This window comes from Roseovarius salis (assembly GCF_044472985.1).
Classification (GTDB): Bacteria; Pseudomonadota; Alphaproteobacteria; order Rhodobacterales; family Rhodobacteraceae; genus Roseovarius; species Roseovarius salis.
In genome coordinates this window covers 18142-43738 of the sequence record NZ_JBISDG010000013.1, presented here as the reverse complement: position 1 = coordinate 43738, position 25597 = coordinate 18142, and the positions used below count along the sequence as shown (strand labels likewise).

The following is a 25597-nucleotide window of genomic DNA, read 5'->3' as shown; positions in this document are numbered from 1 at the left end:
GCGGCCCCTTATGCGGATTTGCCGGATTTTCCGGCTTTCGGCTTGTAATGCGTGTCTTCCGCGATCCGGGCCGACTTGCCCCGGCGCGAGCGCAGATAATAGAGCTTGGCGCGGCGCACGCGGCCACGGCGGATCACCGTGATGTGCTCGATGTTCGTGGAGTAGAGCGGGAAGATACGTTCCACGCCCTCGCCGAAGGAAATCTTTCTGACGGTGAACGTGCCGGCGATGCCCTCGCCGTTCTTGCGGCTGATGCACACGCCTTCGAAGTTCTGCACGCGGGTGCGGGTGCCCTCTGTCACCTTGTAGCCGACGCGCACGGTGTCGCCGGCCTTGAAATCGGGAATTTCCTTCCCGAGCGAGGCAATCTGTTCGGCCTCGATCTGAGCGATCAGGTCCATCGCTTCAACTCCTTCAATGCTTGCGGTTTCACCCGCAAAGGTGTCTCGCGGCCCGAGAGCTCCCGGTCTTCGTCCGGGTCCGCAGGCAGTGCCCGCGCCCGCCGGAGGTCGCGCCGTCATGTCTTGTACCCGGCCAACGGATGGCCCGCCCGGAAAGAACGACAGGGCGCAACGGAGAGCCCACCAGAAGAAAAACGGGAATCACGCACGCCGACGCCTGTTCGGGATGCGGGCGATAAATCAGGTTTGCCCCGTCATTTCAAGACTTATTCACACGGCTGCACCGGGGTGGGGCGGGCATTGTCGTCGTGCCGAGCCGCGTGCGACAGGCCCGCATGTGCCATTCCCCTAGGGCGACGTGTCATCCCGTTTCGTGTTATAGGCCTGCCACAGGTCAGGGCGGCGGGTGCGGGTCAACTCCTCTGACTGTTCCTGCCGCCACCGCGCGATCCGGGCATGGTTGCCCGAAAGCAGAACCTCGGGGATCGGCCGGTCCTGCCACGTGGCGGGACGGGTGTATTGCGGATGTTCCAGCAGGCCGGAGGCGAAGCTCTCCTCCTCGGTCGAGGCGGCATTGCCCAGCACGCCGGGCAACAGGCGCACGCAGGCGTCGATCACCGCCTGCGCCGCGATCTCTCCGCCGGTTAGCACGAAATCCCCCAGCGAAAGCTCGGTGACGCCGTAGTGTTCGATGACGCGTTCATCCAGCCCCTCGAACCGTCCGCAGATCAAGGTGGCACCCGGCCCGGCGGCCAGTGCGCGCGCCGTGGGCTGGTCGAAACGCCTGCCGCGCGGGCTGAGATAGAGAATCGGCCGGCCCGCCGGCGCCCCCGCGGTGGCCGCCTCGATCGCCCGGCCCATCACGTCGGCGCGCAGGACCATGCCGGCACCACCGCCCGCCGGGGTGTCGTCGACGTTGCGATGGCGCCCCACGCCGAATTCCCGCAGGTTGGTCGTCCCGAGTTGCCAGAGCCCCTCCTCCAGCGCCTTCCCGGTCAGGCTCTCGCCGAGGATGCCGGGAAAGGCGCCCGGCAAGAGCGTGATGACCTGTGCCGCCCACACGCCGACCAGCCGGGGCGCGGTTTCCATCAGGTCGCGCGGCCGGGCAGAGGCAGCAATGGACTTGCGTCCGTGGGATCTGGGCGGTTGCGTCATGGCAGCGGGATAGCGGCGGCGGCCGGACGTGGCAAGCAGCACGCCGTCAGAACAGCCCCTCCGGCGGGTCGGCCACGATCCGGCCGGCGGCCAGATCGACCGTGGGCACGTCGTCCTGCGTGAAGGGCAGCAGAACGGTCGTGCTGTGGCCCGGTGCGCGGATCTCCAGCAGGTCCGACGCGCCGTGGTTAAGCACCGTTTTCACCGAGCCCAGATACGCGCCGCCGGTGTCGTAGACCTCCATCCCGATCAGGTCGGCGTGGTAGAACTCGTCCTCGTCAGGCTCGGGCAGGAGGGCGCGGTCGACGTAGAGCCGGGTGCCGCGCAGGGCCTCGGCCTGCTCTTTCGTGTCGATCCCCGACAGGCGGGCGACCAGTGCTTTCTTGGCATGACCGGTGATCGTGACCGAGAACCGGCTTGTGCCGTCCTCGGTTTCGACCGGGCCGTAGGCGCCGATATCGTCGGGCTCGGCGGTAAAGCTCTTGACCCGCACCTCGCCCCGGACCCCGAAGGCCCCGGCAATGGCCCCGACGCAGACACGCTCGGCCATCTCAGCGCAGCTCCAGCGGCACGGCGCCGCGGCGGGTATCCCAGCCGGCGCGTTCGAGTTCTGGGGTCTCGCTGTCCTTTTCCGGCCAGCCGACGCAGAGATAGGCCACGAGAACCCACCCATCGGGGGCGTCCAGATCACGGGCCAGGCGGTGCGGGTCGAGGATCGACACCCATCCCACGCCGAGGCCGCGTGCCCGGGCGGCGAGCCAGAACTGGGTGATCGCCCCCACGACCGAGTAGCGGCGCATCTCGGGCATGGTCCGCACCCCGAGGCCACTGCCCTTGCCGGTGCCCTCGTCGCAGAACACGGCAAGCTGGACCGGCGCTTCGCGCATGCCCGACAGCTTGAGCTGGCTGTAGCGCCGGGCCCTTTCGCCGGTGTAGCCCGACAGCGCCTCGGCATTGGCCGCCTCGAAATTTGTCAGCACCGCCGCGCGGGCGGCGGGGCTGTCTATGCGCAGTATGCGCCACGGCTCCGACAGCCCCACCGACGGCGCAAGGGCGAAGGTGTCGAGGCATGCGCGCAGCTCCGCCTCGTCCACCGGATCGGTGCGGAAGCGGCGCACGTCGCGCCGCCAGCGCAACAGCTCGGTGAATTGCGCCCGGAACTCCGTGGAAAACTGCGGCATGCCGGGGCCGTCCGCAGTGTTATTCGTCGGCGGGGGCCGCGGCCTCTTCGGCCGCCTTGGCCTTCTCGGCGCGCTCTTCTGCGCGTTCCTGCGCCTTCTTGCCGGGGGTGCCCTTGTTGGGGTTGTTGCGCACCTTCTTCTCGGTCACGCCCGCGTTTTCGAGAAAGCGCGCGATGCGGTCGGTCGGCTGGGCGCCCTTGTCCAGCCAGTGCTGGACGCGCTCGAGGTCCATCTTGACGCGATCCTCGCTGTCCTTGGGCAGCAGCGGGTTGTAGGTGCCAAGCTTCTCGATGAAGCGGCCGTCGCGCGGCATGCGCGAATCGGCGGCGACGATGCGGTAGAAGGGGCGTTTCTTGCTGCCTGCGCGGGCAAGGCGGATTTTCATGGCCATTTGCGTTTCTCCTTTTGAATGGCTGGTAGAAGGTGGGTTGGCACCCACCCTACGATTTCTGCCGCTGGTGATGCCGGATCACCTCGGCGATGATGAAGTTCAGGAACTTCTTGGCGAATTCGGGGTCGAGATCGGCCCGGTTCGCCAAATCCTCGAGCCGCGCGATCTGGGCCGCCTCGCGGTCCGGATCGGACGGGGGAAGGTCATGAGCGGCCTTGAGCTTGCCTACGGCCTGCGTGTGCTTGAACCGCTCGCCGAGCGTGTAGACGAGGATCGCGTCGAGCCGGTCGATGCTCTCGCGATGCTCCTTGAGGAGCTCGGCGGCACGTGCGGACTGATCAGTCAACGGGCATTCCCTTCGGTTTGAAGAGCGGGTCGCAGTAATGCTCGATTTCCAGTTCGATTCCGTCGCGCAGCTGACCGGACCTGAGCTGCTCCGGCCCGGGGTGACGATAGACCGCGTCGTTGCCGTCGATGGTGGCGGCGTCGGGGTCCTTCTTGGCGCCCAGCCGTTCGGCCAGCCGGATCGAGTCGAGGTTCTTGGGGTCAATGTAGCTCACGGCCCCCTCCCAGCCGAGATCCTTGTACAGATAGCCGCGCACCGCGTGCGTCGCCTCCAGCGCGTAGCCGTGCCCGGCCTTGTCCGGCCAGATGATCCAGGCGATTTCGCGCTCGGGCCACTTGGCGGGGAACCAGCCCCCGGCCATGCCATAGGTCTCGTCCGTTTCGCGGTCGTGGATCATCCACATGCCGAAGCCGCGAATGTTCCAGTGCCCGATCTCGGCGGCGTAGAGCATCCATGTCTCGTACGCGTTGAGTGGACCGCCCATGAAGCGCGAGCGGTACGAGGCGAAGGTCGCCTTGAAGTTGGGATAATCCTCGGGTTCCGGCCCCCGCAGACGCAGGCGGCGTGTCTCGAGGACGGGGATCTGGGTCGCGGGCATGTCAGTTCACCCCAATCTCTGGATGACGCCAGAGCTGGCAGGGCTTGCCAAGCACCTCGACATCGCTTTCGTGATGGCAGCCCAGCCGTTCGGCAAGGCGCACGGAACGCGTGTTGGCCGGGTCGATATAGGACATCAGCCCGTCCATCCCCCAGTGCCGCGCGGCGTGGGCGCGCGCGCCGATCGACGCCTGGTAAGCCAGGTTGCGTCCCTCGAAACCATCGTAGATGTGCCATGCCAGTTCGGGTTCGTGCCAGCCGTCGTTGAAGATGACACCCACGCGCCCGACGACGGCGCCGGTTTCGCGGTGCTCGACGATCCACATGCCGTAGCCGCGCAGAACCCAGTGCCCGATGGCCGCCATGAAGGAGCGCCAGCTTTCGAACCGGCTTTGCGGCCCCCCGACGAAACAGGACCGGTCCGAGGCGGCGAAGGCGGCGAACGCGTTGAAATCGGTTTCGCGGTAGCCGCGCAGCACGAGGTCGGGCGTTTCGACGACGGGGGTATCGGCGGGATGGAAGCTCATGCATACGCCTCCGCGCTTCCGTCCGAATCCGACCCGATGCCGAGATCCTGCGGCCCGGGATGGCGATACAGCATCTCCTCGCCCATGTAGACATTGTGATAGCTGCGCTCGTACCATGCGCCCAGACGTTCCGCGAGCGCCACGGAGCGGTCGTTTCCGGGGACGATGTTGGAGGTGAGCGTGGTCAGGCCGAGCGTGTCATAGGCCCATTCGCGGGCGCGCAGCGCGCCCTCGCGCGCCAGCCCCTTGCCCTCGAAGCCGTCGAAGACGGCCCAGCCCAGCTCGGGTTCGGGCCAGCCTTCGGGCGCCCATATCCCGGTGATGCCGCAGGGCGCGCCCGTTTCCTTGACCTCCATCGTGAAATAGCCGTGCCCGCGCAGCGCCCAGTGGCCGATATTCGCCGCGAACCAGCGCCACGCCGTGGGCCGGTCCTTTTCGGTGCCGAAGCCCCAGGCCCGGGCGGGATCGGTGAGAAACGCGCAAAGCGGCTCGAAATCCGCCGGCTCGGGGCCGCGCAGCACCAACCGGGCCGTTTCCAGCCGGGGGATGGCAAGGCAGAGGCTCATTTCTTCTTTCCAAATCCCGACAGGCCCGGGGGAAGCTGGCTGCCGCCGCCGAGGCCGGGCAGGCCGCCCTTGCCGCCCCCCATGCTCTTGGCGGCCTGTTCCAGCGCCTTGGGGTCCATGCCCTGCGCCATCTCCTGGGGGTCCGCGCCGCCCTTGCCGAACATGCCCTTCATGGCCTGTTTGAGCATGCCGCCCTTGCCCATCTTCTTCATCATGTCGGACATCTGGCGCTGCATCTTGAGCAGCTTGTTGAGCTCGCTGACCTCAAGTCCGGCACCTTTGGCGATGCGTTTCTTGCGGCTGGCCTGCAGGAGCTTGGGGTTGGCGCGTTCCTTCTTGGTCATCGACTGGATCAGCGCGATCTGGCGCTTGATCATGCGATCGTCGATGCCGGCGCCTTCCATCTGCTTGGCCATCTTGCCCATGCCGGGCATCATGCCCATCATGCTTTCCATGCCGCCCATCTTCTGCATCTGTTCAAGCTGCATCTTCAGGTCGTTCATGTTGAACTGACCCTTCTGGAAGCGCTTCATCATGCGCTCGGCCTGCTCGGCCTCGATGGTCTCCTGCGCCTTTTCGACGAGGCTGACGATGTCGCCCATGCCGAGGATGCGGCCGGCGATGCGCTCGGGCTCGAACGTCTCGAGCGCATCCATCTTCTCGCCAGTGCCGACGAAGCGGATGGGCTTGCCGGTGATGGCGCGCATGGACAGCGCCGCGCCGCCGCGCCCGTCGCCGTCCATCCGGGTCAGGACGACGCCGCTGACGCCGATCTTGTCGTCGAATTCCGTTGCCACGTTGACCGCGTCCTGCCCGGTCAGCCCGTCGACCACCAGCAGCGTCTCGCGCGGGGTAACGGCATCGCGGACCGCCGCGGCCTGCGCGATCAGTTCATGGTCGATGTGCAGCCGGCCCGCGGTGTCGAGCATGTAGACGTCGTAGCCGCCAAGGCTTGCCTGGGTCTTGGCCCGCTTGGCGATGGCGACCGGGTCCTCGCCCTTGATGATGGGCAGGGTATCGACGCCGACCTGTTTGCCGAGGATTTCGAGCTGTTCCATCGCCGCGGGGCGGTTGACGTCGAGGGAGGCCATCAGCACGCGCTTGCCGTCGCGGTCCTTGAGCCGCTTGGCCAGTTTCGCCGTCGTGGTCGTCTTGCCCGAGCCCTGCAGGCCCACCATCAGGATCGGCGCGGGCGGATTGTCGATCTTGAGGCTGCCCGGGTCGTCCTCGCCGCGCAGCGTCTCGACCAGCGCATCATTGACGATCTTGACGACCTGCTGTCCCGGCGTGACGGATTTCAGCACCGCCTGTCCGGTCGCCTCCTGCTGGACGCGCTTGATGAAATCGCGGGCAACGGGGAGCGACACGTCCGCCTCCAGCAGCGCGACGCGCACCTCGCGCAGCGCGGTCTTGACGTCGTCCTCCGACAGCGCGCCCTGTTTCGTGAGCCGGTCGAGGACGCCAGAGAGGCGTTCGGAAAGATTTTCAAACATCGCCCAGGCCTCCTTTCGCCGGTTGCCGTCCTGCCATCCCAACATGGGGAATGACGTCTCTGACCACAATCTCCCGTGGCCGCCCAAACGCCGCACGCCCCCACGGGCGCAACGCGCTGGTGGGGGGCGATCCCGGGTCTTGGCCCATGGGACCGGAAGCGTGACCGACTTCCGGAAATTTGGAGTGCACTAGTCGGCATGCTCTTGGGAGTCAAGATGCCCGTGCTAGTTTGCCCATGTGGCGTGCAAGCGGGGGTAGGCAATGCGGGATGGCGTGATGTTCGTGGCGACGGGGTCGGTTTACCTGGCGCTGGCCAGCCAGGCGGCGGTCAGCCTGCGCCGGACCAATCCCGGTCTGCCGGTCGATCTGTTCACCGACACGCCGGGAGAGGTGCCGGCCGGGCTGTTCGACGAGGTTCGGCGTGTGCCCACCACGCATCCGCGGGCCAAGATAGAATGCCTCCCGCTGGCGCGGTTCGACAGGGTGTTGTTCCTGGACTGCGATGTTCTGGTGCTGGCCGGGCTGGGTGATCTTTTCGAACTCGCCGACCGGTTCCCGCTCAGCGTCGCGCACGACGTGCGGCGCAGGTCCGAGATGATCCAGCAGGGGCACAGGCACGAGACACCCTATGCCTTTCCCCAATTCAATTCCGGCGTGATGCTCTACCGCAACGGCGCGGAGATGCATGCCTTTTTTGCCGAGTGGAAGCGCCGATACGACGCTGCCGGCCAGTTTCGGGACCAGCTCACGCTCAAGGATCTGTTGTGGGAGACAGGCATACGCTTCTATGTGCTGCCGCCGGAATTCAACCTGCGCCGCGTCACGCTGCTGGATGCGTGGGAGCCCCTCGACGCGGTGCCGACGGTGGTGCATTCGCACCGATTGTTGCGACATTTCCAAGGCGATGGTGAACCGGTGCGCGACCTCGAGACGCTGCGGCGGCTGGAACGCGCGGCCCACGCCGAGGAGTGGGCGTGCCACGGTGCAGAGGCGCCGTGGCGCCCGGACGATATCCTGCCGTCCAGCGAAGGATGACACCCGGCCAGGGGTTTGCTGTCAGGCCGCCTCCGGCAGCGCGTCGAGCCGGGCGAGCGCCCGTTCCAGGCTTTCACCGGGCTGGACGGCCATGCGGTCGGCGGCGACCACGGTCACGTCGGTGATGCCCAGGAAGGCCAGCATGTGCCGCAGGTAGGGCGTGGCGAAGTCGATGGCCGACTCCGCCTCGGTCCCGCCGGAGGCCATGGCGATGATGGCGCGCTTGCCTGTCAGAAGGCCCTCGGGCCCATTGGCCGTGTAGCGGAAGGTGACCCCGGCGCGCGCCACCTGGTCGATCCATGCCTTGAGCGCGGCCGGCAGGCCGAAATTGTAGACGGGCAGCCCGATGACGAGGGTGTCGGCCTGTTCCAGCTCGGCCACCAGCGTGTCGGATTGGGCGAGGGTCCCGTGCTGGTCGGGCGTCCGCTCCTCGGCGGGGGTGAAGTTGGCGGTCACCCAGTCCTCGGTGATCTGGGGCACCGGGTTTTCGGCGAGGTCACGGCGGATGACCGCTGCCCGCGGGAACCGGTCCACGATGCGGGCCGTCAAGTCGCGGGTGACGGAGCCCTCGCGCCGTGCCGAGGCGTCGATGTGAAGTAGCGTGCGGGTCATTGGCTGATATCCTTGCAATGGGCGATTGGGTTCCGGCAAGGATTGACTTGTGCCCAGGCAAACGCAACGATACGGCTTGTATATTGCGTGTTGAATTTCGCACAGAGGCGACCGGGGATGCCATGGACAGCTGGGACGAGATCCGCACCGCCTATCACGTGGCCCGCGTCGGCACGGTCAGCGGGGCGGCCGAGGTGCTGGGGGTGCATCACGCCACGGTCATACGCCATATAGACGCGCTGGAGGAGCGGCTTGGCGTGAAGCTGTTCCAGCGCCACGCCCGCGGTTACACCCCCACCGAGGCGGGTGAGGACCTGCTGCGGGTCGCGCAGGCCACCGACGACCAGTTCAGCCAGCTCGTCGGGCGCATCCGCGGCCGCGGCAACGACGTCACCGGCGAGCTGGTGGTTACCTCGCTGGGTGGGCTCAGCCATTTGCTGGTGCCCGTGCTGGCCGCGTTCCAGAAGGATCATCCCGACATCCTGGTGCGGTTCCTGACCGGCGACCGGCTGTTCCGGCTGGAATACGGCGAGGCCCATGTCGCGATCCGCGCGGGCAGCCCGCCCGACCAGCCCGACAACGTCGTGCAGCGTTTCCACCGGCAGAAGATCACGCTCTTTGCCAGCAGGGAATATGCCGCCCGGCACGGCCTGCCCGCGCACGAGTCGGAATACGCCGCCCACAGGTTCGTGAGCGCCGATGACCCGAAATCGCGCGCGCCGTTTGCGAAGTGGCTGCGCGAAACGGTGCCGGATTCGTGCATCACCTTTCGCAGCAGCGATGTCCACGCGCAGCGCCGGGCGATCCGCGAAGGCGCGGGCATCGGGTTCATGTCGCGGCTGCAGGCGGCCGAGATGGGCGGCTTGATCGAGGTGGCCGAACCGCGCGAGGAATGGTCGGCGCCGCTCTGGCTGGTCACTCACATGGACCTGCACCGCACCACAAAGGTTCAGGCGTTCCTGAATTTCCTCAAGGAGCGTGCGCGCGAGTGGGAGGACCTTTGACGGAAACGCTGAAGGGGCATCTGGCGATGCTGTGCTTCTCGGCGCTCATCGCCGGGTCCTTCGCCTTGGGCGGGATGGCGGCGCCCCATATCGAGCCGGCGGTGCTGAATGCCGTGCGGTTCCTGGCGGCCTCGCTGATGCTCGGCGTGGCGGCGCATGTGATCGCGGGCATTCCGCGGGCCGCTTTCGCGGCGCCCTGGCGCTACCTTCTGCTGGGCGGGGCGATGGGGCTTTACTTCGTGCTGATGTTCGAGGGGTTGAAGACGGCCGCGCCGGTTTCGGCGGCGGCGGTGTTCACGCTGACACCGGTGATCGCGGGCGGTTTTGGCTACGTGCTGCTGCGGCAGGCGATGACGGGCCGCATGGCGCTGGCGCTCGCCGTCGGTGCGGCGGGGGCGCTGTGGGTGATCTTCGACGGGCAGTGGCAGGCGGTGCTGACCTTCGAGGTCGGGCGCGGCGAGATCGTGTATTTCTGGGGATGCGTGGCGCATGCGCTTTATACGCCGATGGTGCGGCTGCTGAACAGGGGTGAAAGACCGGTTGTGTTCGCCTTCGGCACGATGGCCGCCGCGACCGCGCTGGTGGCGGCGGCGGGCTGGCCGGGGCTGATGCGCACCGACTGGCCCGCGCTGCCACCGATCGTGTGGATCACCATCCTCTATACCGCGGTGGCGGCCACGGCGGTGACGTTCGTGCTGTTGCAGTTCGCCAGCCTGCGCCTGCCGAGCGCAAAGGTGATGGCCTACACCTATCTCACCCCGACATGGGTGATCGGATGGGAATTCGCGCTTGGCCACGACGTTCCGGGCGGGCTGGTGCTGGTGGGGATCGCGATGACCGTGGCGGCGCTGGTGCTGCTGCTCAAGGACGAGCACCCGGCCTGAGCGCGCCATGTGGCCGCGTGGTGGCGGCGCTCATCGGCCCTTGCGGGCCTTTTCGCGAAGAGCGCCCGCAAGGGCCGATGAGCGGCGGCCGGCCGATCAGAGAAAGCCCGCCGCGTCGAGCTCGGCCTTCACGATCTCGAAATCTATGGGCGTGGCCGCCTCGCTGGGGTGGGGGGTGTCATCGGTCTTGGGCAGCACCGGGCGCACCGGCGTCACCTCGGCCCCGGCGAAGGCCTCCATCTGGGCGATGAAGGCGTCGAAGACCTTGGGGCGGTGCCGCCGCTGTATGAGTCCGACGCGCGCACCCCGAGGCATGCCGAAGGCAGCGAGATGAAAGGCGGAGCCGTCACCGCCGATCACCGTGTCTGCGGCCATGTAGCGGGCGAGTTGCTCCTCGATGCCGTGCTGTTCGGGGCGGAAGATGTCATAGCCGGCCCGGGCGAGCAGCGTCTCGATGCGGGCCTCGTCGTGCACGTGCTTCTCGCTCTTCTTCAGTTGCGAGCGGGAAATGTACATCCGCGCCGGGCCCTCGGGCCGGATATGGCGCGCGATGCGGGCGCGGATCTCGCGCCGGAATATCGGCGTGCCCGTCACCCAGCCGAGCGGGCCGAAACCGGGCGAGGGCAGCAGCAGGGTCTCGAAACGGGTCGGATGCTCGACGATGTGCAGCGGCAGCCCGTCGCACATCATCTCGAGGAACGGGCCGTAGCGGCGCCGCAGCGCCACGGAGAAATCCATGCCATGCTTGGGGATCAGCACGACGCCGTCCAGTTCGTCGCGGTAGGCGCCGATTGCCCAGAGCCGTATCAGCGTCTCGACGATGAAATGGCCGAAATGGTGCCGACCGATTCCGGCAAAGAGCCACCGGCCGGGGATCACCTCGGCCACCGGTGTCTCGGCCAGTTCGGGCACGCCGGACAGGCGTGCCCCCGACAGGAGCGTGCGCGACATCCCCCGAAAGCCACCGTCCGCCCGGAACACGCCGCAGGTGCAGTCAGGCCCCGGCTCCATCGGCGTGACGAGCGGCATGTGCAGCCGCTCGACCACGGGCGGCGGCAGGCGTTCGGGTGACAGCGCCACGCGCTCAGCCGTCATCCGGCAGCTCCGCGGCGAGGAACCGCTCGAAGGCGTCGAGGTTGACCGCCTCGAACTGGCCGAAGCTCTGCATCCAGATCGACGCATCGCGCAGCGCGTCGGGCTCCAGCTTGCACCATTTCACGCGCCCGTGCTGCTCCTGCGTGATGAGGCCGGCACGGCCGAGAATGGCAAGGTGCTTGGAGATTGCCGCCAGCGACATGTCGAATGGTTCGGCCACGTCCGTCACCGCCATGTCGTCCTCCAGCAGCATCGAGAGGATCGCGCGGCGGGTGGGATCGGCAAGGGCCGCGAAAACGATGTCGAGAGCGTCCGGCATGATCCTGTTAAGCCTGCTCCGGGCGGCGGCGTCAACGGTCTGGTGCGCGTCATTCGGGGCAACCTCAACCAGACGGTTGAATATGCAGGTGCCGCCGGTTCCCGGCATATATCACCAGGACGGCGCCGTTGCCGTCACGCAGGTTTTTATAAATCCAAGCAAAATCAGGTTACTACGGCTTTCTTGCGACGCCGATACGGGCGCTTGACTCAGTTGCGCCCGCGCCGTAGCACAGGCGCAACCATTCCGGAGGGGCAAACCGTGTCCGATCCCGACAACAACGAGCGGCTGGCGCGGCTCGAGGACCGGATCAAGCGGCTGAAGCAGAAGGACGCGCCCAAGCCCCACCAGGAAGAGCACTACAGCCAGGCGCATCTTGCCTGGAGGATGGTGATAGAACTCGTGGCCGGTCTGCTGATCGGCTTTGGCATGGGGTACGGGCTGGACAGCCTGTTCGGGACGATGCCCGTCTTCCTCGTGCTGTTCACGTTGCTGGGGCTCGCCGCGGGCATCAAGACCATGATGCGCAGCGCGCGGGAGGTGCAGCAGGCACAGCCGGCCGAACAGGCCGAAGAAGAGACGCCCGGCACGGGCGACGGCGAGAGGGTAAGAAATGGCGACTGAAGCGAACGGTGCCGAACATGCGGACGAGGGTGGTCTGGTTTTCCACCCGATGGACCAATTCATCGTCAAGCCGCTCTTCGGCGATGGTCCGGTGGGCATTTTCACGGTCACCAACGTGACGCTGTGGATGGCGCTGACCGTGCTTTGCGTGTTCGCGCTGCTGGTACTTGGCAGCTCGGGCCGCGCCACCGTGCCCAGCCGGATGCAGTCGATCGCCGAGCTGACCTACGGCTTCGTGCGCAAGATGGTCGAGGACGTGGCCGGCAAGGACGCGCTGCCATTCTTCCCCTACATCATGACGCTGTTCATGTTCATCGTGATGGCGAATTTCCTGGGGCTGCTGCCGACGGCGTTCACCACGACCTCGCATCTCGCCGTGACGGCCGTGATGGCGCTGGCCGTGTTCATCGCCGTGACCGTTCTGGGCTTCGTCAAGCACGGCATGGGCTTCCTCGGGCTTTTCTGGATCAGCGCGGCGCCGCTGCCCCTGAGGCCGGTGCTGGCGCTGATCGAGGTGATTTCCTACTTCGTCCGTCCGGTCAGCCACTCTGTTCGTCTGATGGGCAACATGATGGCCGGCCATGCCGTGATAAAGGTGTTCGCAGCCTTCGCACCGCTCATCACCATCTCCGTCGGGGTGGGCATCATCGTCACCCCGCTGTCGATCCTCGCCATCACGGCGATCTACGCGCTCGAAACGCTCGTGGCCTTCATCCAGGCCTACGTGTTCACGATCCTGACCTGCGTGTACCTGAAGGATGCGCTGCATCCGCACCACTAGGGATCAACCAACCCCCTTTTGCCAATTCCAACGTAAGGAGACATGAAATGGAAGGCGACGTCGTACAAATGGGTGCCTTTATCGGTGCTGGTCTGGCTTGTACCGGTATGGGCGGGGCCGCCGTCGGTGTGGGCCACGTGGTCGGTAACTACCTCTCGGGCGCTCTGCGCAACCCGTCGGCCGCCGGCGGGCAGCTGGCAACCATGTTCATCGGTATCGCATTCTCGGAAGCCCTGGGGATCTTCTCGTTCCTCGTCGCGCTTCTGCTGATGTTCGCCGTCTGAGCCATACGAACCATCCTTACGCGCGGGTGGGTTGCCTAGTAACCGGACCCACCCGTTGTAATCTCGGTTCGAGGAGGATGCCGACATGGCAACGGAAACTACAGTAGCCGAACAGGCTTCCGGCGTCGTCAGTATATGCACTGGGCAAGCCGGCGGTGAAGGGATGCCGCAACTTTGCCCTGACTGGATAGGCAACCAGGTCTTCTGGCTGATCGTCACGCTCGTGGTGATCTTCTTCATCCTGTCGCGCATCGCCCTGCCGCGCATCGCCGCGGTTCTGGCAGAGCGCCAAGGGACCATCACGAACGACCTTGCCGCGGCCGAGGATCTCAAGGCCAAGGCCGTCGAGGCCGAGGAAGCCTATAACAAGGCGCTTGCCGACGCCCGTGCCGAGGCGCAGAACATCATCGCGGCGACCAAGGCGGACATAAAGGCCGAACTGGACGAGGCCAACGAAAAGGCCGAGGCGGAGATCGCCGCGAAAGCGGCCGAGGGCGAGAAGAAGATCGCCGAGATCCGCGCCAGCGCGATGGAAGACATCAAGGAAGTGGCCAAGGCCACGGCGTCGGAGCTGGTCACCGCCATGGGCGCCAAGGCCGACGAGAAGACAATTACCTCCGCGGTGGATGCGCGGCTGAAAGGGTAGGGCCATGAGACCAATTGCTACGCTGATCGCCCTGTTTTCCGCCGGCCCGGCGCTGGCCGCATCGGGACCATTCTTTTCGCTGGCGAATACCAATTTCGTCGTGCTGATCGCGTTCCTTCTGTTCGTGGCGGTGCTGGTTTATCTCAAGGTGCCGTCGCTGGTGGCGGCGCAGCTCGACAAGCGGGCCGAGGGCATCAAGTCCGAGCTGGACGAGGCCCGTGCGATCCGCGAGGAGGCGCAGGCCCTGCTGGCCAGCTACGAGCGCAAGCAGAAAGAGGTGAAGGGCCAGGCCGACCGGATCGTGGCCCACGCCAAGGAAGAAGCCGCCGAGGCCGCTGAGCAGGCCAAGGAGGATCTGAAGGTGTCTATCGCGCGCCGGATCAAGGCCGCGGAGGACCAGATCGCCTCGGCCGAGGCCCATGCCGTCAAGGAGGTGCGGGACCGCGCCGTGACGGTGGCCGTCGATGTCGCCAAGGATGTCGTGGCCAAGCAGATGACCGCGGCGCAGGGCAACAAGCTGATCGACGAGTCGATTTCGGAGGTCGAGGCCAAGCTGCATTGACATGGCGCCCTCGGGGCGCGCGCCAATCTCTCGAACCCGGGCCAGAGGCCCGGGTTTTTTTGTTCGCGAGGGGCAAAAGGGTCTGCCCCGACATGAAAGGAGGCCGTTGAACCGGCCCCTCAATCACTCCTGCCACGTTGACGGGGATCGCGCGCCGCCCTGCATCTGTGCGGGGCGCGATGTTCCTTGGCCGCGGCCCGGTGGATCGATCATTCCATGCCGCCGCGAACCGGCTTGCACAAGATATAGTCGAATCGGCAAGAACCGGTCAACAAGAAGTGATTCGCACCAGCCAAAAACCGCGCGGTCCGCGCCGGGCGGGGACCGCGGCAGCGCCGGCTTGCCGTATGGACGCCATGCCCGGGGGGATTGGGCTTGAGGCATGGCCGCCGCCCGGCTAAGTCAGGCGCGGCAAGAGGAGCGCGCGCATGAGCCTCAACACGTTCGGACACCTGTTTCGCGTCACCACATGGGGCGAAAGCCACGGCCCCGCCCTCGGGGCGACGGTGGATGGCTGCCCGCCCGGCATCGCGGTGGACGAGGCGGGCCTTCAGCATTGGCTCGACAGGCGCAGGCCGGGGCAGAGCAAGCACACGACGCAACGCAAGGAACCAGACGCGGTACGCATCCTGTCCGGCGTCTTCGAGGGACGCACGACAGGCACGCCGATCCAGCTGATGATCGAGAACGCCGACCAGAGGTCCAAGGATTACGGCGAGATCGCCCGTACGTTCCGTCCCGGTCATGCCGACATCGCCTATCATCTCAAGTACGGTCACCGCGATTACCGCGGGGGTGGCCGGTCCTCTGCACGGGAAACGGCGGCGCGCGTGGCCGCGGGCGGCGTGGCGCGCGCAGCACTGCGCGCGCTGGTGCCGGGGCTGGAGATCAGGGGGTACATGACCCGCATGGGCGAGATGGAGATCGACCGTGCCCGCTTTGACGCCGATGCCATCGACCGCAACGATTTCTGGATGCCCGATCCACAGGCCCTGCCCGACTGGGAGGCCTATCTGCAGGAGATCCGCAAGGCCAAGACGTCGGTCGGCGCAGAGATCGAGATTTCGGCGCGCGGCGTGCCGCCGGGCCTTGGCGCCCCCGTCTACGGCAAGCTGGATACCGACCTGGCCGCCGCCTGCATGTCGATCAACGCGGTCAAGGGCGTCGAGATCGGCGAGGGGATGGCGGCGGCGCGGCTGACCGGCACGCAGAATGCCGACGAGATTTTCATGGGGGCCGATGGGCCGGAATACGGGTCCAACCATGCCGGTGGCATCCTTGGCGGGATTTCCACGGGGCAGGAGATCGTGGTGCGTTTCGCGGTCAAACCCACCTCCTCGATCCTGACGCCACGCCGATCGATCACCGTCGATGGCAGCCCCACGGAAGTGGTGACCAAGGGGCGGCACGACCCCTGCGTCGGAATCCGCGCCGTCCCGGTTGGCGAGGCGATGGTGGCTTGCGTGCTGCTGGATCACCTTCTGCTCGACCGGGCCCAGACCGGGGGGCAGCGCGGCCGTATCGGCCCGGCTTGATCGAGGTTCTTTCGATCACCTTCCCGCTGTTCGGCGCCATCGCGCTCGGCTATGGCGCCGTGGCGGCCGGGCTTTTCAGCGGCGGGGAGATGCGGGTGCTGGGCCGCTACGTCCTCAACATCGCGCTGCCCGCGCTTCTGTTCGATGCCGTGGCGGGTCGGGATCTTGGCGAGGTGCTCCACCCCGGATACATGGCGGCGATGCTGATCGCGGGTCTGGCGACCGTCGCGGTTGGTTACGGCGCGGTGACACTGACCGGAACCGGCCCGGCGCGCCGCGCGATCGCGGTAATGGGCATGTCTGTGCCCAACTCGGCCTATGTGGGTTATCCCGCCCTGTTGCTTGCCCTGCCGGATCTCGCGGGGCAGGTGCTGGCGCTGAATTTCCTTGTCGAGAATTTCGCGATGATCCCGCTGGCGCTTTTCCTGCTGGAAATCGCCAGGCCGTCACCGGGCCGGAACCTGCCGCGCGTCCTGCTGCGCATCCTGTGGAACGTGCTGCGACGGCCATTCGTGATCGGGCTGCTCATGGGGCTGGCGGTGTCACTGCTGGATGTGCCTTATCCCGCACCGCTGGAGCGGTTCGTGTCGATCCTTGCCGCCTCGGCCAGCGCGCTGGCGCTGGTCGTGATCGGTGGCACGCTGCACGGTTTGCCGATGCGCGGTAACAAGGCGCTCGCGGCGGGCATCGCGTCCGGCAAGCTGCTGCTGCATCCGGCAATGGCTGCACTGGCCGTTGCGGCGGTCCCGTGGCTGGGCCTGCCGGCCCTGACGGCGGAGTTCCGCCATGCCGCAGTCCTGTCGGCGGCCATGCCCATGTTCGGGATCTATGTCGTGCTGGCACAACCCTATGGGCATGACGGTCTCGCGTCCATCTCCCTTCTCGCGGCAACGGGCGGCGCGTTCGTCACGCTGTCGGCGCTGCTGTTCGCGCTCTGAGGTGCTGCTTGGCAGAATCGGCGGCGTCGTGCAGGTTGCCGCGGGAAACCCGCGGCAAGGGACATTTCATGACCGATTTCTCATTCGGCGCCTCCATGGCGGTCATGCGCCGGACCGCCCCGTTCGTGGTCCTGCGGATACTGGTGTATTTCGGGATCGCCGTGGCCTACGTGCTCGTGACCGGCGCGGGCGCCGGGATCGGCTGGGGCATCGGTGCGATGGGGGATGCCGATTTCCGTGCCAGCGCGACCTTCTGGGGCGGGGGGCTGGGCTTTGGCCTGACGGCGGCGGTGCTTTATTTCCTGCGCGAATACATCCTTTACATGGTCAAGGCTGGCCACATCGCGGTAATGATCGAGTATCTTGACGGCCGCGACCTGCCGAAGGGCCGGTCGCAGATTGCCCACGCCCATGACGTGGTGCGGGCGCGCTTCGGGCAGGCCAACGTTCTGTTCGCCATCGACCAGCTTGTGCGCGGGGTGATCCGGGCGATCACGGGGCTGGTGGAGGGGCTCGCCTCGCTCCTGCCGATCCCCGCGCTTGACGGGCTCATGAGGGTCGTGCGCGCTTTCCTGCGGGTGGCGGTGGGTCTGATCGACGAGGTGATCCTTGCCTATCTCATCCGCAACCGTTCCCGGAACCCGTGGGCGGATTCGCGCGATGCGCTGGTGCTCTATGGCCAAAACGCGCGTCCGCTGCTGATCAACGCGGCGTGGATCATGGCGGTGACCTACGTGCTGGCCTTCCTCGTATTCCTCGTGATGCTCGCCCCCGCGGCCGCGGTCGTTTACGTGATTCCGGGCGCATGGTCGGCCGGCGGGTTCGTCTTTGCCGTGCTGTTCGCATGGGCCGTCAAGGCCGCGGTTCTGGAACCCTTTGCCTTGGCGTGCCTTCTGCAGGCCTATTTCCGGCTGACCGACGGCCAGACGCCGGACCCGGCCTGGGTCGCCAAGCTCGACGGGGTTTCTGCCAAGTTCAAGCAGCTGGGGGACCGCGCCGGTGCGTGGACGGGTGCGGGCTCCGCGGGGCAGCAGCAGGGTGAGTCCGCCGGTTAGGACGGCACGCCATGGGCGGCAGGCTCAGCGTGGTTGCGGGCGCTCCGCGGCCTCTTGCCGGGACAGCTGTACCGCGAGGATCCCGCCCGTGACCACGAGAACGCCCAGCACGTCCCACGCCCCGAGGCGCTCGTTCAGCACGAGCGCCGCGATCGCGACCCCGAGAAACGGGTTGAGGAAATGGAATGTCGCCGCCTTGGTGGCGCCGATCCGGTTGACCAGCAGGAACCAAACCAGTGTCGCGGCCAGCCCGGGCACGAGCGTGGTGTAGGTGAACGCCGCCACCAATTGCCACGACCAGTCGATCGCGATCGTTTCGGTCGCCGCGCCGACGACCCCCAGAACGAGGCTGCCCACCAGCATCTGCAGCCCGACGATCATCAGGAAATTCCCGCCCGAGGTGGCGCCGCGCACCGCCAGAGTGGCAAAGGTGAGCGCGATCACCCCGATCACGCAGAGCACAACGCCGTACAGGTCGGCCCCGCCCTGAAGCCGGGTGCCCATGATGATCGCCACCCCGACCACGCCCGCGACCAGACCTGCAAATCCCAATGGGCCGACGCGCTCTCTGAGGATCGCCCAGCTTGCCAGTCCCACGAGCAGTGGCATGGTCGAGGCGATGATGGCCGCGAGCGAGGCCTCGACCGTCTGCATCGCCACAAAGTTCAGGCCGAGGTATAGCGCGTTCTGGCAGATGCCGAACACGATGGTTGCCCGCCACTGCGCTGGGGTCAGCCGCCAGCTCTGGCCGAGAAACCGCGCGATCATCACCCCGAGAACCCCGGAGATAAGAAACCTCAGCGCCAGCGCGGACACCGGTGGCGCGGATGCCACGATCACCCGCGCGGACGTGAACGCGCTGGACCACATGACGGCGAAGGCCAGCCCCATGACGATTGCCCGGATGTCCATGCTGCTCAGCGCCTCCGTAACTGAAAAGGGTCGCCCCCTTGCGCGGGCGACCCTTTCCGAAACTCTTGCCGATTACAAGGTCAGCCGTTGACACTGTCCTTGAGCGCCTTGGCGATGGTCATCTTCACCACCTTGTCCGCCGGCTTGCGGATCTGTTCGCCCGTCGCGGGGTTGCGCACCATCCGCTCGGGCCGTTCGCGGCAGTAGATCTTGCCCACGCCGGGCAGGGTGACCGCGCCGCCGCCGGATACCTCGCGGGTGATCACGTTGACAACCGCGTCCAGGGCTGCGCTGGCGGATTTCTTGTCGCTGTCCATCTCGTCGGCCAGGGCCGCGACCAGCTGGGTTTTCGTCATCGGTTTTGCCATTTCATGGTCTCCTTTCACTGCCCGTTCCTAGGGGCCTCGTGCCGCGATTTAACTGTATCTTGCCATTGAACACAACGCATAGTGTAGGAAATCAAGGGTTTTTGGCGCATTTTGTGGGGTTTTTCCCACCTTAGAGGAACGCGGTTTCGTCGAAACTGCGCAGTTTGCGGCTGTGGATGCGCTCCAACGGCATGTCGCGCAGCGTCTCCATCGCGCGGATCCCGATCATGAGATGGCGCGCCACCTGCGTCTTGTAGAAGTCGCTGGCCATGCCCGGCAGCTTCAGCTCGCCATGCAGCGGCTTGTCGGACACGCACAGCAGCGTGCCGTAGGGCACGCGGAAGCGAAAGCCGTTGGCGGCCACCGTCGCGCTTTCCATGTCGAGCGCGATCGCCCGGGACTGGCTGAGGCGCTGCACCGGGCCGGTCTGGTCGCGCAATTCCCAGTTGCGGTTGTCGAAACTGGCCACCGTGCCGGTGCGCATGATCCGCTTGAGATCGTAGCCCTCCAGCCGGGTCTCGTGTGCCAGGGCATCCTGCAAGGCGATCTGGATTTCCGCGAGCGCCGGGATCGGCACCCATGCCGGCAGATCCGCGTCGAGGACCCGGTCCTCGCGCAGGTAGGCATGGGCGAGCACGAAATCGCCCAATTGCTGGCTGTTGCGAAGCCCGGCGCAGTGGCCGACCATGATCCACGCATGGGGCCGGAGCACGGCGATGTGATCGGTGGCCGTCTTGGCGTTGGACGGCCCCACGCCGATATTCACCAGCGTGATGCCCGAGGCGCCCGGCCGTTTGAGGTGATAGCTGGGCATCTGCGGCAGCTTGGACGGCGGCGGCAGGATATCGTCCGGGCCGGTGATCTCGATGTTGCCGGGGCCGACAAAGCTTTGGTACCCGCTGCCGGGTGTCGCCAGCATCCGTCGCGCGAAGGCCTCGAACTCGGCCACGTAGAACTGGTAGTTGGTGAAAAGAACGTAGTTCTGGAAATGTTCGGGCTCGGTGGCGGTGTAGTGCGCCAGCCGGGCCAGCGAGTAGTCCACCCGCTGCGCGGTGAAGGGCGCCAGTGCCCCCGCGCCATCGGCACCGGGCTGGAACGTGCCGTTGACGATATCGTCGTTCGTGGTGGTCAGGTCGGGCACGTCGAACACGTCGCGCAGGGTGAAGGTGGTCGCGCCCTCCTGTGGCACCGTCAGGCCGGGGTCACTGGCCACGGCGAAGTGTATCGGCATGGACGTGGCCGAGGCGCCGACCGTCACCGGCACGCCGTGGTTTTCCATCACCAGATCGAGCTGTTGTTCGAGGTAACGGCGGAACAGGCGCGGGCGGGTGACAGTGGCGGCGTAGGTGCCCGGCTCGGCCACGTGGCCAAAACTCAGCCGGCTGTCGATCTGGGCATAGCTTGCCGTTGTAATTCGGATCTCGGGATAGAACGCGCGCGCCCGGTAACCCGGCGTGCCATGTTTCAGCGCGTTGGCAAACTCGGCGCGCAGGAATTCCACCGCGGTCTCGTAAAACCAGATCAGGTGCGCCACGGCCGCGGACGCGTCTGTAAACTCCTGCGGGGCGGGCAGGTCAGGGGTCTTGATCCCGCCCGTCATGCCGGTCTGTCCATGGGGGAGGCCTGTCACGTCGTTGTTTCGGCTGCACGTTGACACGCGCCACGGCGGCGATCAAGCTGCCCCGAGGGGTATCGGCACGCCGGGGCGGGTCATGGATTACGAAACGGTAAGCCCGGACGCCTTCGGCGCATCGCTCAGGGGGATCGGTCTCAACCTGCTGGTGCGCGACGTCGAGGCCGAGGTCCGGTTCCTGCGCGACGTTCTTGGCATGGAGGCGCATCGCGTGAGCCGCGATTTCGCTATCCTGGACTATCACGGCGCGATATTCCAGCTGCACGGAGATCATACATACGGCGAAAACCCGCTTCTCGGGCTCGTGCCGGAAACGCCGCCGCGCGGGGCAGGGGCAGAGCTGCGGCTCTATGAAACCGATCCCGACGTCGCGGCGCGGCGCGCGGCGGCGTCCGGATATCACGTGCTGCAGCCGCCAACGGACAAGCCGCACGGCCTGCGCGAGACCATCATCCTGTGCGAAAACGGCTATGCATGGGTGGCCTCGCGCCCGTTGGAGATTGCACAGTCCGCGTCCGGGGCGTAGGACGGGCACATGGGCAAGGTGTTTATCTCTTTCGGGCACGGGTATTCCGCGCGGGCACTGGCACAGCGGCTGTTGCCGCGCGGCTGGACGATATACGGCACCACGCGCACCCCCGAAAAGCTGGCGGCGTTGGAGGCCGAGGGGGTGATCCCCGTACTCTGGCCCGACGGGGATCTGTCCGAGGCGTTTCGCAACGCGACGCACATCCTGTCCAGCGTGGGGCCGGACGGAGGCGAGGGCGACCCGGTGCTGGCACGTTTCGCCGAGGAGATCGCCGACCTGGCGCCACGGCTGGAATGGGCGGGTTATCTTTCCACTACCGGTGTCTATGGCGACCACGGCGGCGGCTGGGTGGACGAGACGACGCTGCTCGATCCCTCGACACGCCGGGGCCGGCTGCGCAAGGCGGCAGAAGAGCAATGGCAATCCGTTCCCGGTCTGCCGCTGCACATCTTCCGGCTGGCTGGAATATACGGGCCGGGGCGCGGACCGTTCGAGAAGGTGCGCCAGGGCAAGGCGCGGCGGATCGTCAAGAAGGGCCAGCTGTTCAGCCGGGTCCACGTGGATGACATCGCGCAGGTTCTGGCGGCGTCGATCGACCGTCCGGACCCCGGCGCGGTCTACAATGTCTGCGATGACGCCCCGGCCCCGCCCCAGGATGTTATCGGCTACGCGGCGGAGCTTCTGGGCTGCCCCCTGCCACCCGAAATCCCGTTCGAGGTCGCGGAGATGTCGCCCATGGCGCGCAGTTTCTACGCGGAGTCCAAGCGGGTCTCCAACCGCCGTATCCGCGAGGAGCTGGGGGTGGAACTGATCTACCCGGATTACCGCGCGGGTCTGCGGGCCCTGCTCGACGCGGGTGGTTGAGCCGGGCGGTGCGCGTCAGCCGTTGTCGCGCAGGACGGTCCCGGCGAGGTAGAGTGAACCGCAGATCAGGATACGGGCACGGGGGTCTTGCGCGGTGATTGCCGTGACGGCCTCGAGTGTGGTGCCGGCGGTGGCTGCGGGCAGGCCCACGGCCGCCGCGGCCTCGGCTGTGGCATCGGCCGAAAGAGTGTTCGGCTCGCCGGGGATCGGCACGGCGGTCAGGCTGCGCGCATGCGCGGCAAGCGGGCCGAGATAGCCGGTCACGTCCTTGGTATTCATCATTCCGCAAACGAGATGCGTGGAACGGGGCGGCAGGCTGTCGAGGTGGCGGGCGAGTGCCTGCCCCGCGGCGGGGTTATGCCCGCCGTCCAGCCAAAGCTCGGCCCGCGGGGCGGCATCGACCAGCGTGCCGGCGGTCAGCCGTTGCATCCGGGCGGGCCAGCGGGCGGAGGTAACGGCCGCGTCCAGCGCCGCGTCGCCCGCCCCCAGATGGCGCAGCGCTGCAAGCGCCATGCCCGCGTTGTCGAGCTGGTGCCCACCCGGCAGGTTCGGCATCGGCAGGTCGCGCAGGCCGGTTTCGTCATGGTAGACAAGGCGGCCCCGCTCCGCTGTCACGTGCCAGTGCTGGCCGTGGGCCAGCAGCGGGGCGCCGGCCCGGGCCGCGGCGGCCTCGATCACCTCCATTGCCGGTTCCGCCTGCGGGCCGACGATGCAGGGCACGCCGCGTTTCAGGATGCCCGCCTTTTCGCCGGCGATTTCGGGCAGCGTGTCGCCAAGAAAGCCCTCGTGGTCCATCGACACCGGCGTGATGACGGTCAGCCGCGGCGCCGGGATCACGTTGGTCGCGTCCAGACGCCCGCCGAGGCCGACCTCCAGCAACGTGTAATCCGCCGGTCGTCGCGCCATGGCCAGCAGAGCCGCGCAGGTCGTGATCTCGAAATAGGTGATGGGCGCGCCGCCGTTGGCGGCCTCACACTCGTCGAGCACCACCGCGAGGTCGGGTTCGGAAATCAGGCTCCCGCCGAGGTAGATGCGTTCGTGGAACCGGGCGAGATGTGGCGAGGTGTAGGCGTGGACGGTGTGGCCGGCGCCCTCCAGCCCGGCGCGGATCATCGCCAGGGTCGAGCCCTTGCCGTTGGTGCCGGCGATATGGATGACCGGCGGCAGGGCGTCCTGCGGGTTGCCCAGCCTGTCCAGCAGACGCCAGACCCGGTCCAGCGTGAGATCGATGATCTTGGGATGCAGCGACATCATCCGTTCAAGGATGACGTCGGAGGCCGGGGCGCTCATGTCTTGGCAGAGGATTTGGACGTGTCCGGCGCGTCTGGCTTGGCCGTTTCTTCGGTTCCGGGCTCCTGCAACGCGGCAACGCTGGCCTCGGCAGGGTCGGCAGGCGGCGGCAGATCGCCTTTCACCGCGGGCGGCAGGCCCATCAGCATTCGTATGATCGTGATCAGCTCGTCGCGCATGTCCGTGCGCTTGGTCACACGGTCGATCATGCCGTGGTCCAGCAGGTACTCGGCGCGCTGGAAGCCCTCGGGCAGTTTTTCGCGAATCGTCTGTTCGATCACCCGCGGCCCCGCAAAGCAGATCAGGGCGCCCGGTTCGGCGATGTGGATGTCGCCCAGCATGGCGTAGGAGGCCGTCACCCCGCCAGTCGTGGGGTTGGTGAGCACCACGATATAGGGCAGACCGGCCTCGCGCAGCATCTGAACGGCGACGGTGGTGCGCGGCATCTGCATCAGGCTCAGGATGCCCTCCTGCATCCGGGCGCCACCGGCGGCGGAGAAAAGGATCAGCGGGCGCTCGTGTTTCACCGCCGTCTCGGCCGCGGCGATAATGGCGTTGCCCACATACATGCCCATGGAACCGCCCATGAAGGAGAAATCCTGCGCCGCGGCCACGACGGGCGTGCGCCCGATTTCGCCCATGGCGACCATCATCGCTTCTTTCTCGCCGGTGGATTTCTGCGCGGCGCGCATGCGGTCGGGATACTTCTTCTGGTCGCGGAAATGCAGCGGGTCGGCGGTGGGTTGGGGCACGCTGACCTCCGAGAAGGTGCCGCCGTCGAACAACGCGCCAAATCGCGCGCGCGGGGTGATCGCCATGTGGTGTCCGCACCCGGTGCAGACATTCAGGTTCGCGCTCAGCTCGCGGTGAAAGAGCATGGTGCCGCAGCCATCGCACTTGGACCACAGGTTTTCCGGGATTTCACGGCGCGAGAAGATCGAGTTGATCCGCGGGCGCACGTAGTTTGTGATCCAGTTCATGCTTGGACATTCCCGTTTCTGATGTCGCGCCCGAAATAGACGTTGGCCGCGGCAAATGCAATCAGACGCGCAGCGCCAGCCGGGCCGCGAGCCAAGCGCAGAGCGTGAACAACGCCTCGACCGGGAGCACGTACCATGCGAGTCCCTCCGCCGCCAGGTCGAGCGGGATGGTGTAGAGCGCAAGACCGTCGAGGCTGCCCTCCGGCGCTGTGACAAGGATTGCGAAGACATTGTTGGTGAAGTGCAGGCTCAGCGCGGGGCCGAGCGAGCCGCTGCGCGCGGTCAGGTCGGCCGCGGCCGCGCCGAAGAGCGTGGCCCAGACCGCCAGCACCCATGCGTTTTCTCCCGCGATGGCGGGGTCGAGATGCACCACGCCGAAAAGGGCGGCGGGCAGGCCGATCCAGACGAGAGGGTGGCGGAACCGTGCGGCGAGCTGGCTTTGAAGGTAGCCGCGGAAAGCGAGCTCCTCGGCCGTGATCTGGACCATGATCGCAGGCAGTGCGAGCGGGAGCCATGAAAGCCAGGCGGTGGCGGTCATGTTGGGGTCGGGCGCATATTCGTCGGGCACGGGAACGACGAACAGCAGCAGGTAGAGCGGCAGCAGCAGCAGCGTGCAGCGCAGGAATTGCGCGGCCGCGCGGCGGAAAGGCCCGATCAGGCCGGCCAGCCCGCGCCGGTGCACAAGCCGCAGCGCGATCGACAACGCAAGGACGAGGCAGACGAACTGGAAGAGAAGCAGGACGACCCCTGCTGGCTGGCCGACCGCGGATTTCGCCGTTCCCGCCTCGTATCCCACGAGAACGGGCACGAGTGCTGCGTAGGCGAAGCCGAGCGCGATGAACAGAAGGACGGTCAATCCGGCCCCGGCAATCAGCCGCAGCGGATGCGAAGAGGGCCGCGCCGGGGCGACCAGCGGCGCGTAGGCGTCGTAAGCGGTGCGCATGGCGCCAAGCTAGGCGCTGCGCCGGGCCGGGACAATGCGGCGTCTC

At 66.9% G+C, this 25597-nt stretch carries 32 protein-coding genes; 13 read left to right on the top strand and 19 right to left on the bottom strand.

The window, feature by feature from the left end; all coding sequences use genetic code 11:
* Window positions 1-8: 8 nt before the first annotated feature.
* The 10 genes from rplS to ffh all read right to left on the bottom strand — a co-directional run bounded on the left by rplS (window position 9) and on the right by ffh (window position 6657).
* On the bottom strand, window positions 9-401 hold the full coding sequence (gene rplS / locus ACH13J_RS07120) for a 50S ribosomal protein L19 (protein ID WP_397542628.1): 393 nt from the start codon (window positions 399-401) through the stop codon (window positions 9-11).
* Between the two features lie 348 nt (window positions 402-749).
* The gene (gene trmD, locus ACH13J_RS07115) at window positions 750-1556 is read right to left on the bottom strand and encodes a tRNA (guanosine(37)-N1)-methyltransferase TrmD (protein ID WP_397542627.1); all 807 of its coding nucleotides are present in this window, start codon (window positions 1554-1556) and stop codon (window positions 750-752) included.
* A 46-nt stretch (window positions 1557-1602) separates the two neighbouring features.
* Complete coding sequence (rimM, locus tag ACH13J_RS07110) at window positions 1603-2106, bottom strand: ribosome maturation factor RimM (RefSeq protein WP_397542626.1); 504 nt, start codon at window positions 2104-2106, stop codon at window positions 1603-1605.
* A 1-nt stretch (window position 2107) separates the two neighbouring features.
* Entirely contained in the window at window positions 2108-2737 is a 630-nt protein-coding gene (gene bluB, locus ACH13J_RS07105) for a 5,6-dimethylbenzimidazole synthase (protein ID WP_397542625.1), read from the bottom strand.
* Window positions 2738-2756: 19 nt separating this feature from the next.
* A complete protein-coding gene (rpsP, locus tag ACH13J_RS07100) occupies window positions 2757-3128 on the bottom strand; it encodes a 30S ribosomal protein S16 (RefSeq protein ID WP_397542624.1) in 372 nt (123 codons plus the stop codon).
* A gap of 49 nt (window positions 3129-3177) precedes the next feature.
* A complete protein-coding gene (locus ACH13J_RS07095) occupies window positions 3178-3474 on the bottom strand; it encodes a chorismate mutase (protein WP_397542623.1) in 297 nt (98 codons plus the stop codon).
* Window positions 3467-4072, bottom strand: coding sequence for a GNAT family N-acetyltransferase (locus ACH13J_RS07090; protein ID WP_397542622.1), 606 nt, complete (start codon window positions 4070-4072; stop codon window positions 3467-3469). Before ACH13J_RS07090 ends, ACH13J_RS07095 begins: the two co-directional genes overlap by 8 nt.
* Window position 4073: 1 nt before the next feature.
* A complete protein-coding gene (locus ACH13J_RS07085; RefSeq protein ID WP_397542621.1) occupies window positions 4074-4598 on the bottom strand; it encodes a GNAT family N-acetyltransferase in 525 nt (174 codons plus the stop codon).
* A complete protein-coding gene (locus tag ACH13J_RS07080) occupies window positions 4595-5164 on the bottom strand; it encodes a GNAT family N-acetyltransferase (protein WP_397542620.1) in 570 nt (189 codons plus the stop codon). Before ACH13J_RS07080 ends, ACH13J_RS07085 begins: the two co-directional genes overlap by 4 nt.
* The gene (ffh, locus tag ACH13J_RS07075; RefSeq protein ID WP_397542619.1) at window positions 5161-6657 is read right to left on the bottom strand and encodes a signal recognition particle protein; all 1497 of its coding nucleotides are present in this window, start codon (window positions 6655-6657) and stop codon (window positions 5161-5163) included. The genes ACH13J_RS07080 and ffh overlap by 4 nt, the downstream gene beginning before the upstream one ends.
* A 277-nt stretch (window positions 6658-6934) precedes the next feature.
* Here ffh and ACH13J_RS07070 point away from each other — a divergent pair, with 277 nt between their 5' ends.
* Window positions 6935-7693: a hypothetical protein gene (locus ACH13J_RS07070; protein WP_397542618.1), complete on the top strand. Its 759-nt coding sequence runs from the start codon at window positions 6935-6937 to the stop codon at window positions 7691-7693.
* Window positions 7694-7714: 21 nt separating this feature from the next.
* On the opposite strand, the gene ACH13J_RS07065 is transcribed toward ACH13J_RS07070, so the two are convergent.
* Window positions 7715-8305 carry an NAD(P)H-dependent oxidoreductase gene (locus tag ACH13J_RS07065; RefSeq protein WP_397542617.1) on the bottom strand — a complete coding sequence of 197 codons (591 nt, stop codon included), beginning with the start codon at window positions 8303-8305 and terminating at the stop codon, window positions 7715-7717.
* A 122-nt stretch (window positions 8306-8427) separates the two neighbouring features.
* Between ACH13J_RS07065 and ACH13J_RS07060 the strand changes: the two genes are divergently transcribed.
* The gene (locus ACH13J_RS07060; RefSeq protein WP_397542616.1) at window positions 8428-9309 is read left to right on the top strand and encodes a LysR substrate-binding domain-containing protein; all 882 of its coding nucleotides are present in this window, start codon (window positions 8428-8430) and stop codon (window positions 9307-9309) included.
* Window positions 9306-10193, top strand: a complete 888-nt coding sequence (locus ACH13J_RS07055; protein ID WP_397542615.1) for an EamA family transporter — start codon at window positions 9306-9308, stop codon at window positions 10191-10193. The genes ACH13J_RS07060 and ACH13J_RS07055 overlap by 4 nt, the downstream gene beginning before the upstream one ends.
* Before the next feature lie 96 nt (window positions 10194-10289).
* Here the strand turns inward: ACH13J_RS07055 and ACH13J_RS07050 are convergent, their stop codons facing one another.
* Both ACH13J_RS07050 and ACH13J_RS07045 read right to left on the bottom strand, forming a co-directional pair.
* Window positions 10290-11288, bottom strand: a complete 999-nt coding sequence (locus ACH13J_RS07050; RefSeq protein ID WP_397542614.1) for a glycosyltransferase 61 family protein — start codon at window positions 11286-11288, stop codon at window positions 10290-10292.
* Window positions 11278-11607 carry a metalloregulator ArsR/SmtB family transcription factor gene (locus ACH13J_RS07045; protein WP_397542613.1) on the bottom strand — a complete coding sequence of 110 codons (330 nt, stop codon included), beginning with the start codon at window positions 11605-11607 and terminating at the stop codon, window positions 11278-11280. Before ACH13J_RS07045 ends, ACH13J_RS07050 begins: the two co-directional genes overlap by 11 nt.
* Before the next feature lie 261 nt (window positions 11608-11868).
* On the opposite strand from ACH13J_RS07045, the gene ACH13J_RS07040 reads away from it, so the two are divergent.
* From ACH13J_RS07040 to ACH13J_RS07005, 8 genes are all read left to right on the top strand, one after another.
* Complete coding sequence (locus ACH13J_RS07040; protein ID WP_397542612.1) at window positions 11869-12231, top strand: AtpZ/AtpI family protein; 363 nt, start codon at window positions 11869-11871, stop codon at window positions 12229-12231.
* Window positions 12221-13012 carry a F0F1 ATP synthase subunit A gene (locus tag ACH13J_RS07035; protein WP_397542611.1) on the top strand — a complete coding sequence of 264 codons (792 nt, stop codon included), beginning with the start codon at window positions 12221-12223 and terminating at the stop codon, window positions 13010-13012. Before ACH13J_RS07040 ends, ACH13J_RS07035 begins: the two co-directional genes overlap by 11 nt.
* Before the next feature lie 47 nt (window positions 13013-13059).
* A complete protein-coding gene (locus ACH13J_RS07030) occupies window positions 13060-13296 on the top strand; it encodes a F0F1 ATP synthase subunit C (RefSeq protein ID WP_397542610.1) in 237 nt (78 codons plus the stop codon).
* Between the two features lie 85 nt (window positions 13297-13381).
* Window positions 13382-13942, top strand: coding sequence for a F0F1 ATP synthase subunit B' (locus ACH13J_RS07025; RefSeq protein WP_397542609.1), 561 nt, complete (start codon window positions 13382-13384; stop codon window positions 13940-13942).
* A 4-nt stretch (window positions 13943-13946) separates the two neighbouring features.
* Window positions 13947-14504, top strand: coding sequence for a F0F1 ATP synthase subunit B (locus ACH13J_RS07020; RefSeq protein ID WP_397542608.1), 558 nt, complete (start codon window positions 13947-13949; stop codon window positions 14502-14504).
* Window positions 14505-14932: 428 nt separating this feature from the next.
* Entirely contained in the window at window positions 14933-16039 is a 1107-nt protein-coding gene (aroC, locus tag ACH13J_RS07015) for a chorismate synthase (protein ID WP_397542607.1), read from the top strand.
* On the top strand, window positions 16036-16977 hold the full coding sequence (locus tag ACH13J_RS07010) for an AEC family transporter (RefSeq protein ID WP_397542606.1): 942 nt from the start codon (window positions 16036-16038) through the stop codon (window positions 16975-16977). The genes aroC and ACH13J_RS07010 overlap by 4 nt, the downstream gene beginning before the upstream one ends.
* Before the next feature lie 68 nt (window positions 16978-17045).
* The gene (locus ACH13J_RS07005; protein WP_397542605.1) at window positions 17046-18032 is read left to right on the top strand and encodes a hypothetical protein; all 987 of its coding nucleotides are present in this window, start codon (window positions 17046-17048) and stop codon (window positions 18030-18032) included.
* Window positions 18033-18056: 24 nt separating this feature from the next.
* On the opposite strand, the gene ACH13J_RS07000 is transcribed toward ACH13J_RS07005, so the two are convergent.
* The 3 genes from ACH13J_RS07000 to ACH13J_RS06990 form a co-directional block, all read right to left on the bottom strand.
* Window positions 18057-18944, bottom strand: coding sequence for an EamA family transporter (locus ACH13J_RS07000; RefSeq protein WP_397542604.1), 888 nt, complete (start codon window positions 18942-18944; stop codon window positions 18057-18059).
* Between the two features lie 80 nt (window positions 18945-19024).
* A complete protein-coding gene (locus tag ACH13J_RS06995) occupies window positions 19025-19312 on the bottom strand; it encodes an HU family DNA-binding protein (RefSeq protein WP_397542603.1) in 288 nt (95 codons plus the stop codon).
* A 130-nt stretch (window positions 19313-19442) separates the two neighbouring features.
* Window positions 19443-20912, bottom strand: a complete 1470-nt coding sequence (locus ACH13J_RS06990) for an AMP nucleosidase (RefSeq protein ID WP_397542602.1) — start codon at window positions 20910-20912, stop codon at window positions 19443-19445.
* Window positions 20913-21024: 112 nt separating this feature from the next.
* On the opposite strand from ACH13J_RS06990, the gene ACH13J_RS06985 reads away from it, so the two are divergent.
* Window positions 21025-21471 (top strand): VOC family protein, encoded by a 447-nt coding sequence (locus tag ACH13J_RS06985; protein WP_397542601.1) that lies wholly within the window; start codon window positions 21025-21027, stop codon window positions 21469-21471.
* 9 nt (window positions 21472-21480) lie between these two features.
* Window positions 21481-22338, top strand: a complete 858-nt coding sequence (locus ACH13J_RS06980) for an SDR family oxidoreductase (RefSeq protein WP_397542600.1) — start codon at window positions 21481-21483, stop codon at window positions 22336-22338.
* 15 nt (window positions 22339-22353) lie between these two features.
* On the opposite strand, the gene ACH13J_RS06975 is transcribed toward ACH13J_RS06980, so the two are convergent.
* The 3 genes from ACH13J_RS06975 to ACH13J_RS06965 form a co-directional block, all read right to left on the bottom strand.
* Window positions 22354-23628 carry a glutamate ligase domain-containing protein gene (locus ACH13J_RS06975; protein WP_397542599.1) on the bottom strand — a complete coding sequence of 425 codons (1275 nt, stop codon included), beginning with the start codon at window positions 23626-23628 and terminating at the stop codon, window positions 22354-22356.
* Window positions 23625-24608 carry an acetyl-CoA carboxylase, carboxyltransferase subunit beta gene (gene accD, locus ACH13J_RS06970; protein WP_397542598.1) on the bottom strand — a complete coding sequence of 328 codons (984 nt, stop codon included), beginning with the start codon at window positions 24606-24608 and terminating at the stop codon, window positions 23625-23627. The genes ACH13J_RS06975 and accD overlap by 4 nt, the downstream gene beginning before the upstream one ends.
* A 61-nt stretch (window positions 24609-24669) precedes the next feature.
* On the bottom strand, window positions 24670-25551 hold the full coding sequence (locus ACH13J_RS06965) for a CPBP family glutamic-type intramembrane protease (protein ID WP_397542597.1): 882 nt from the start codon (window positions 25549-25551) through the stop codon (window positions 24670-24672).
* Window positions 25552-25597: the final 46 nt, after the last annotated feature.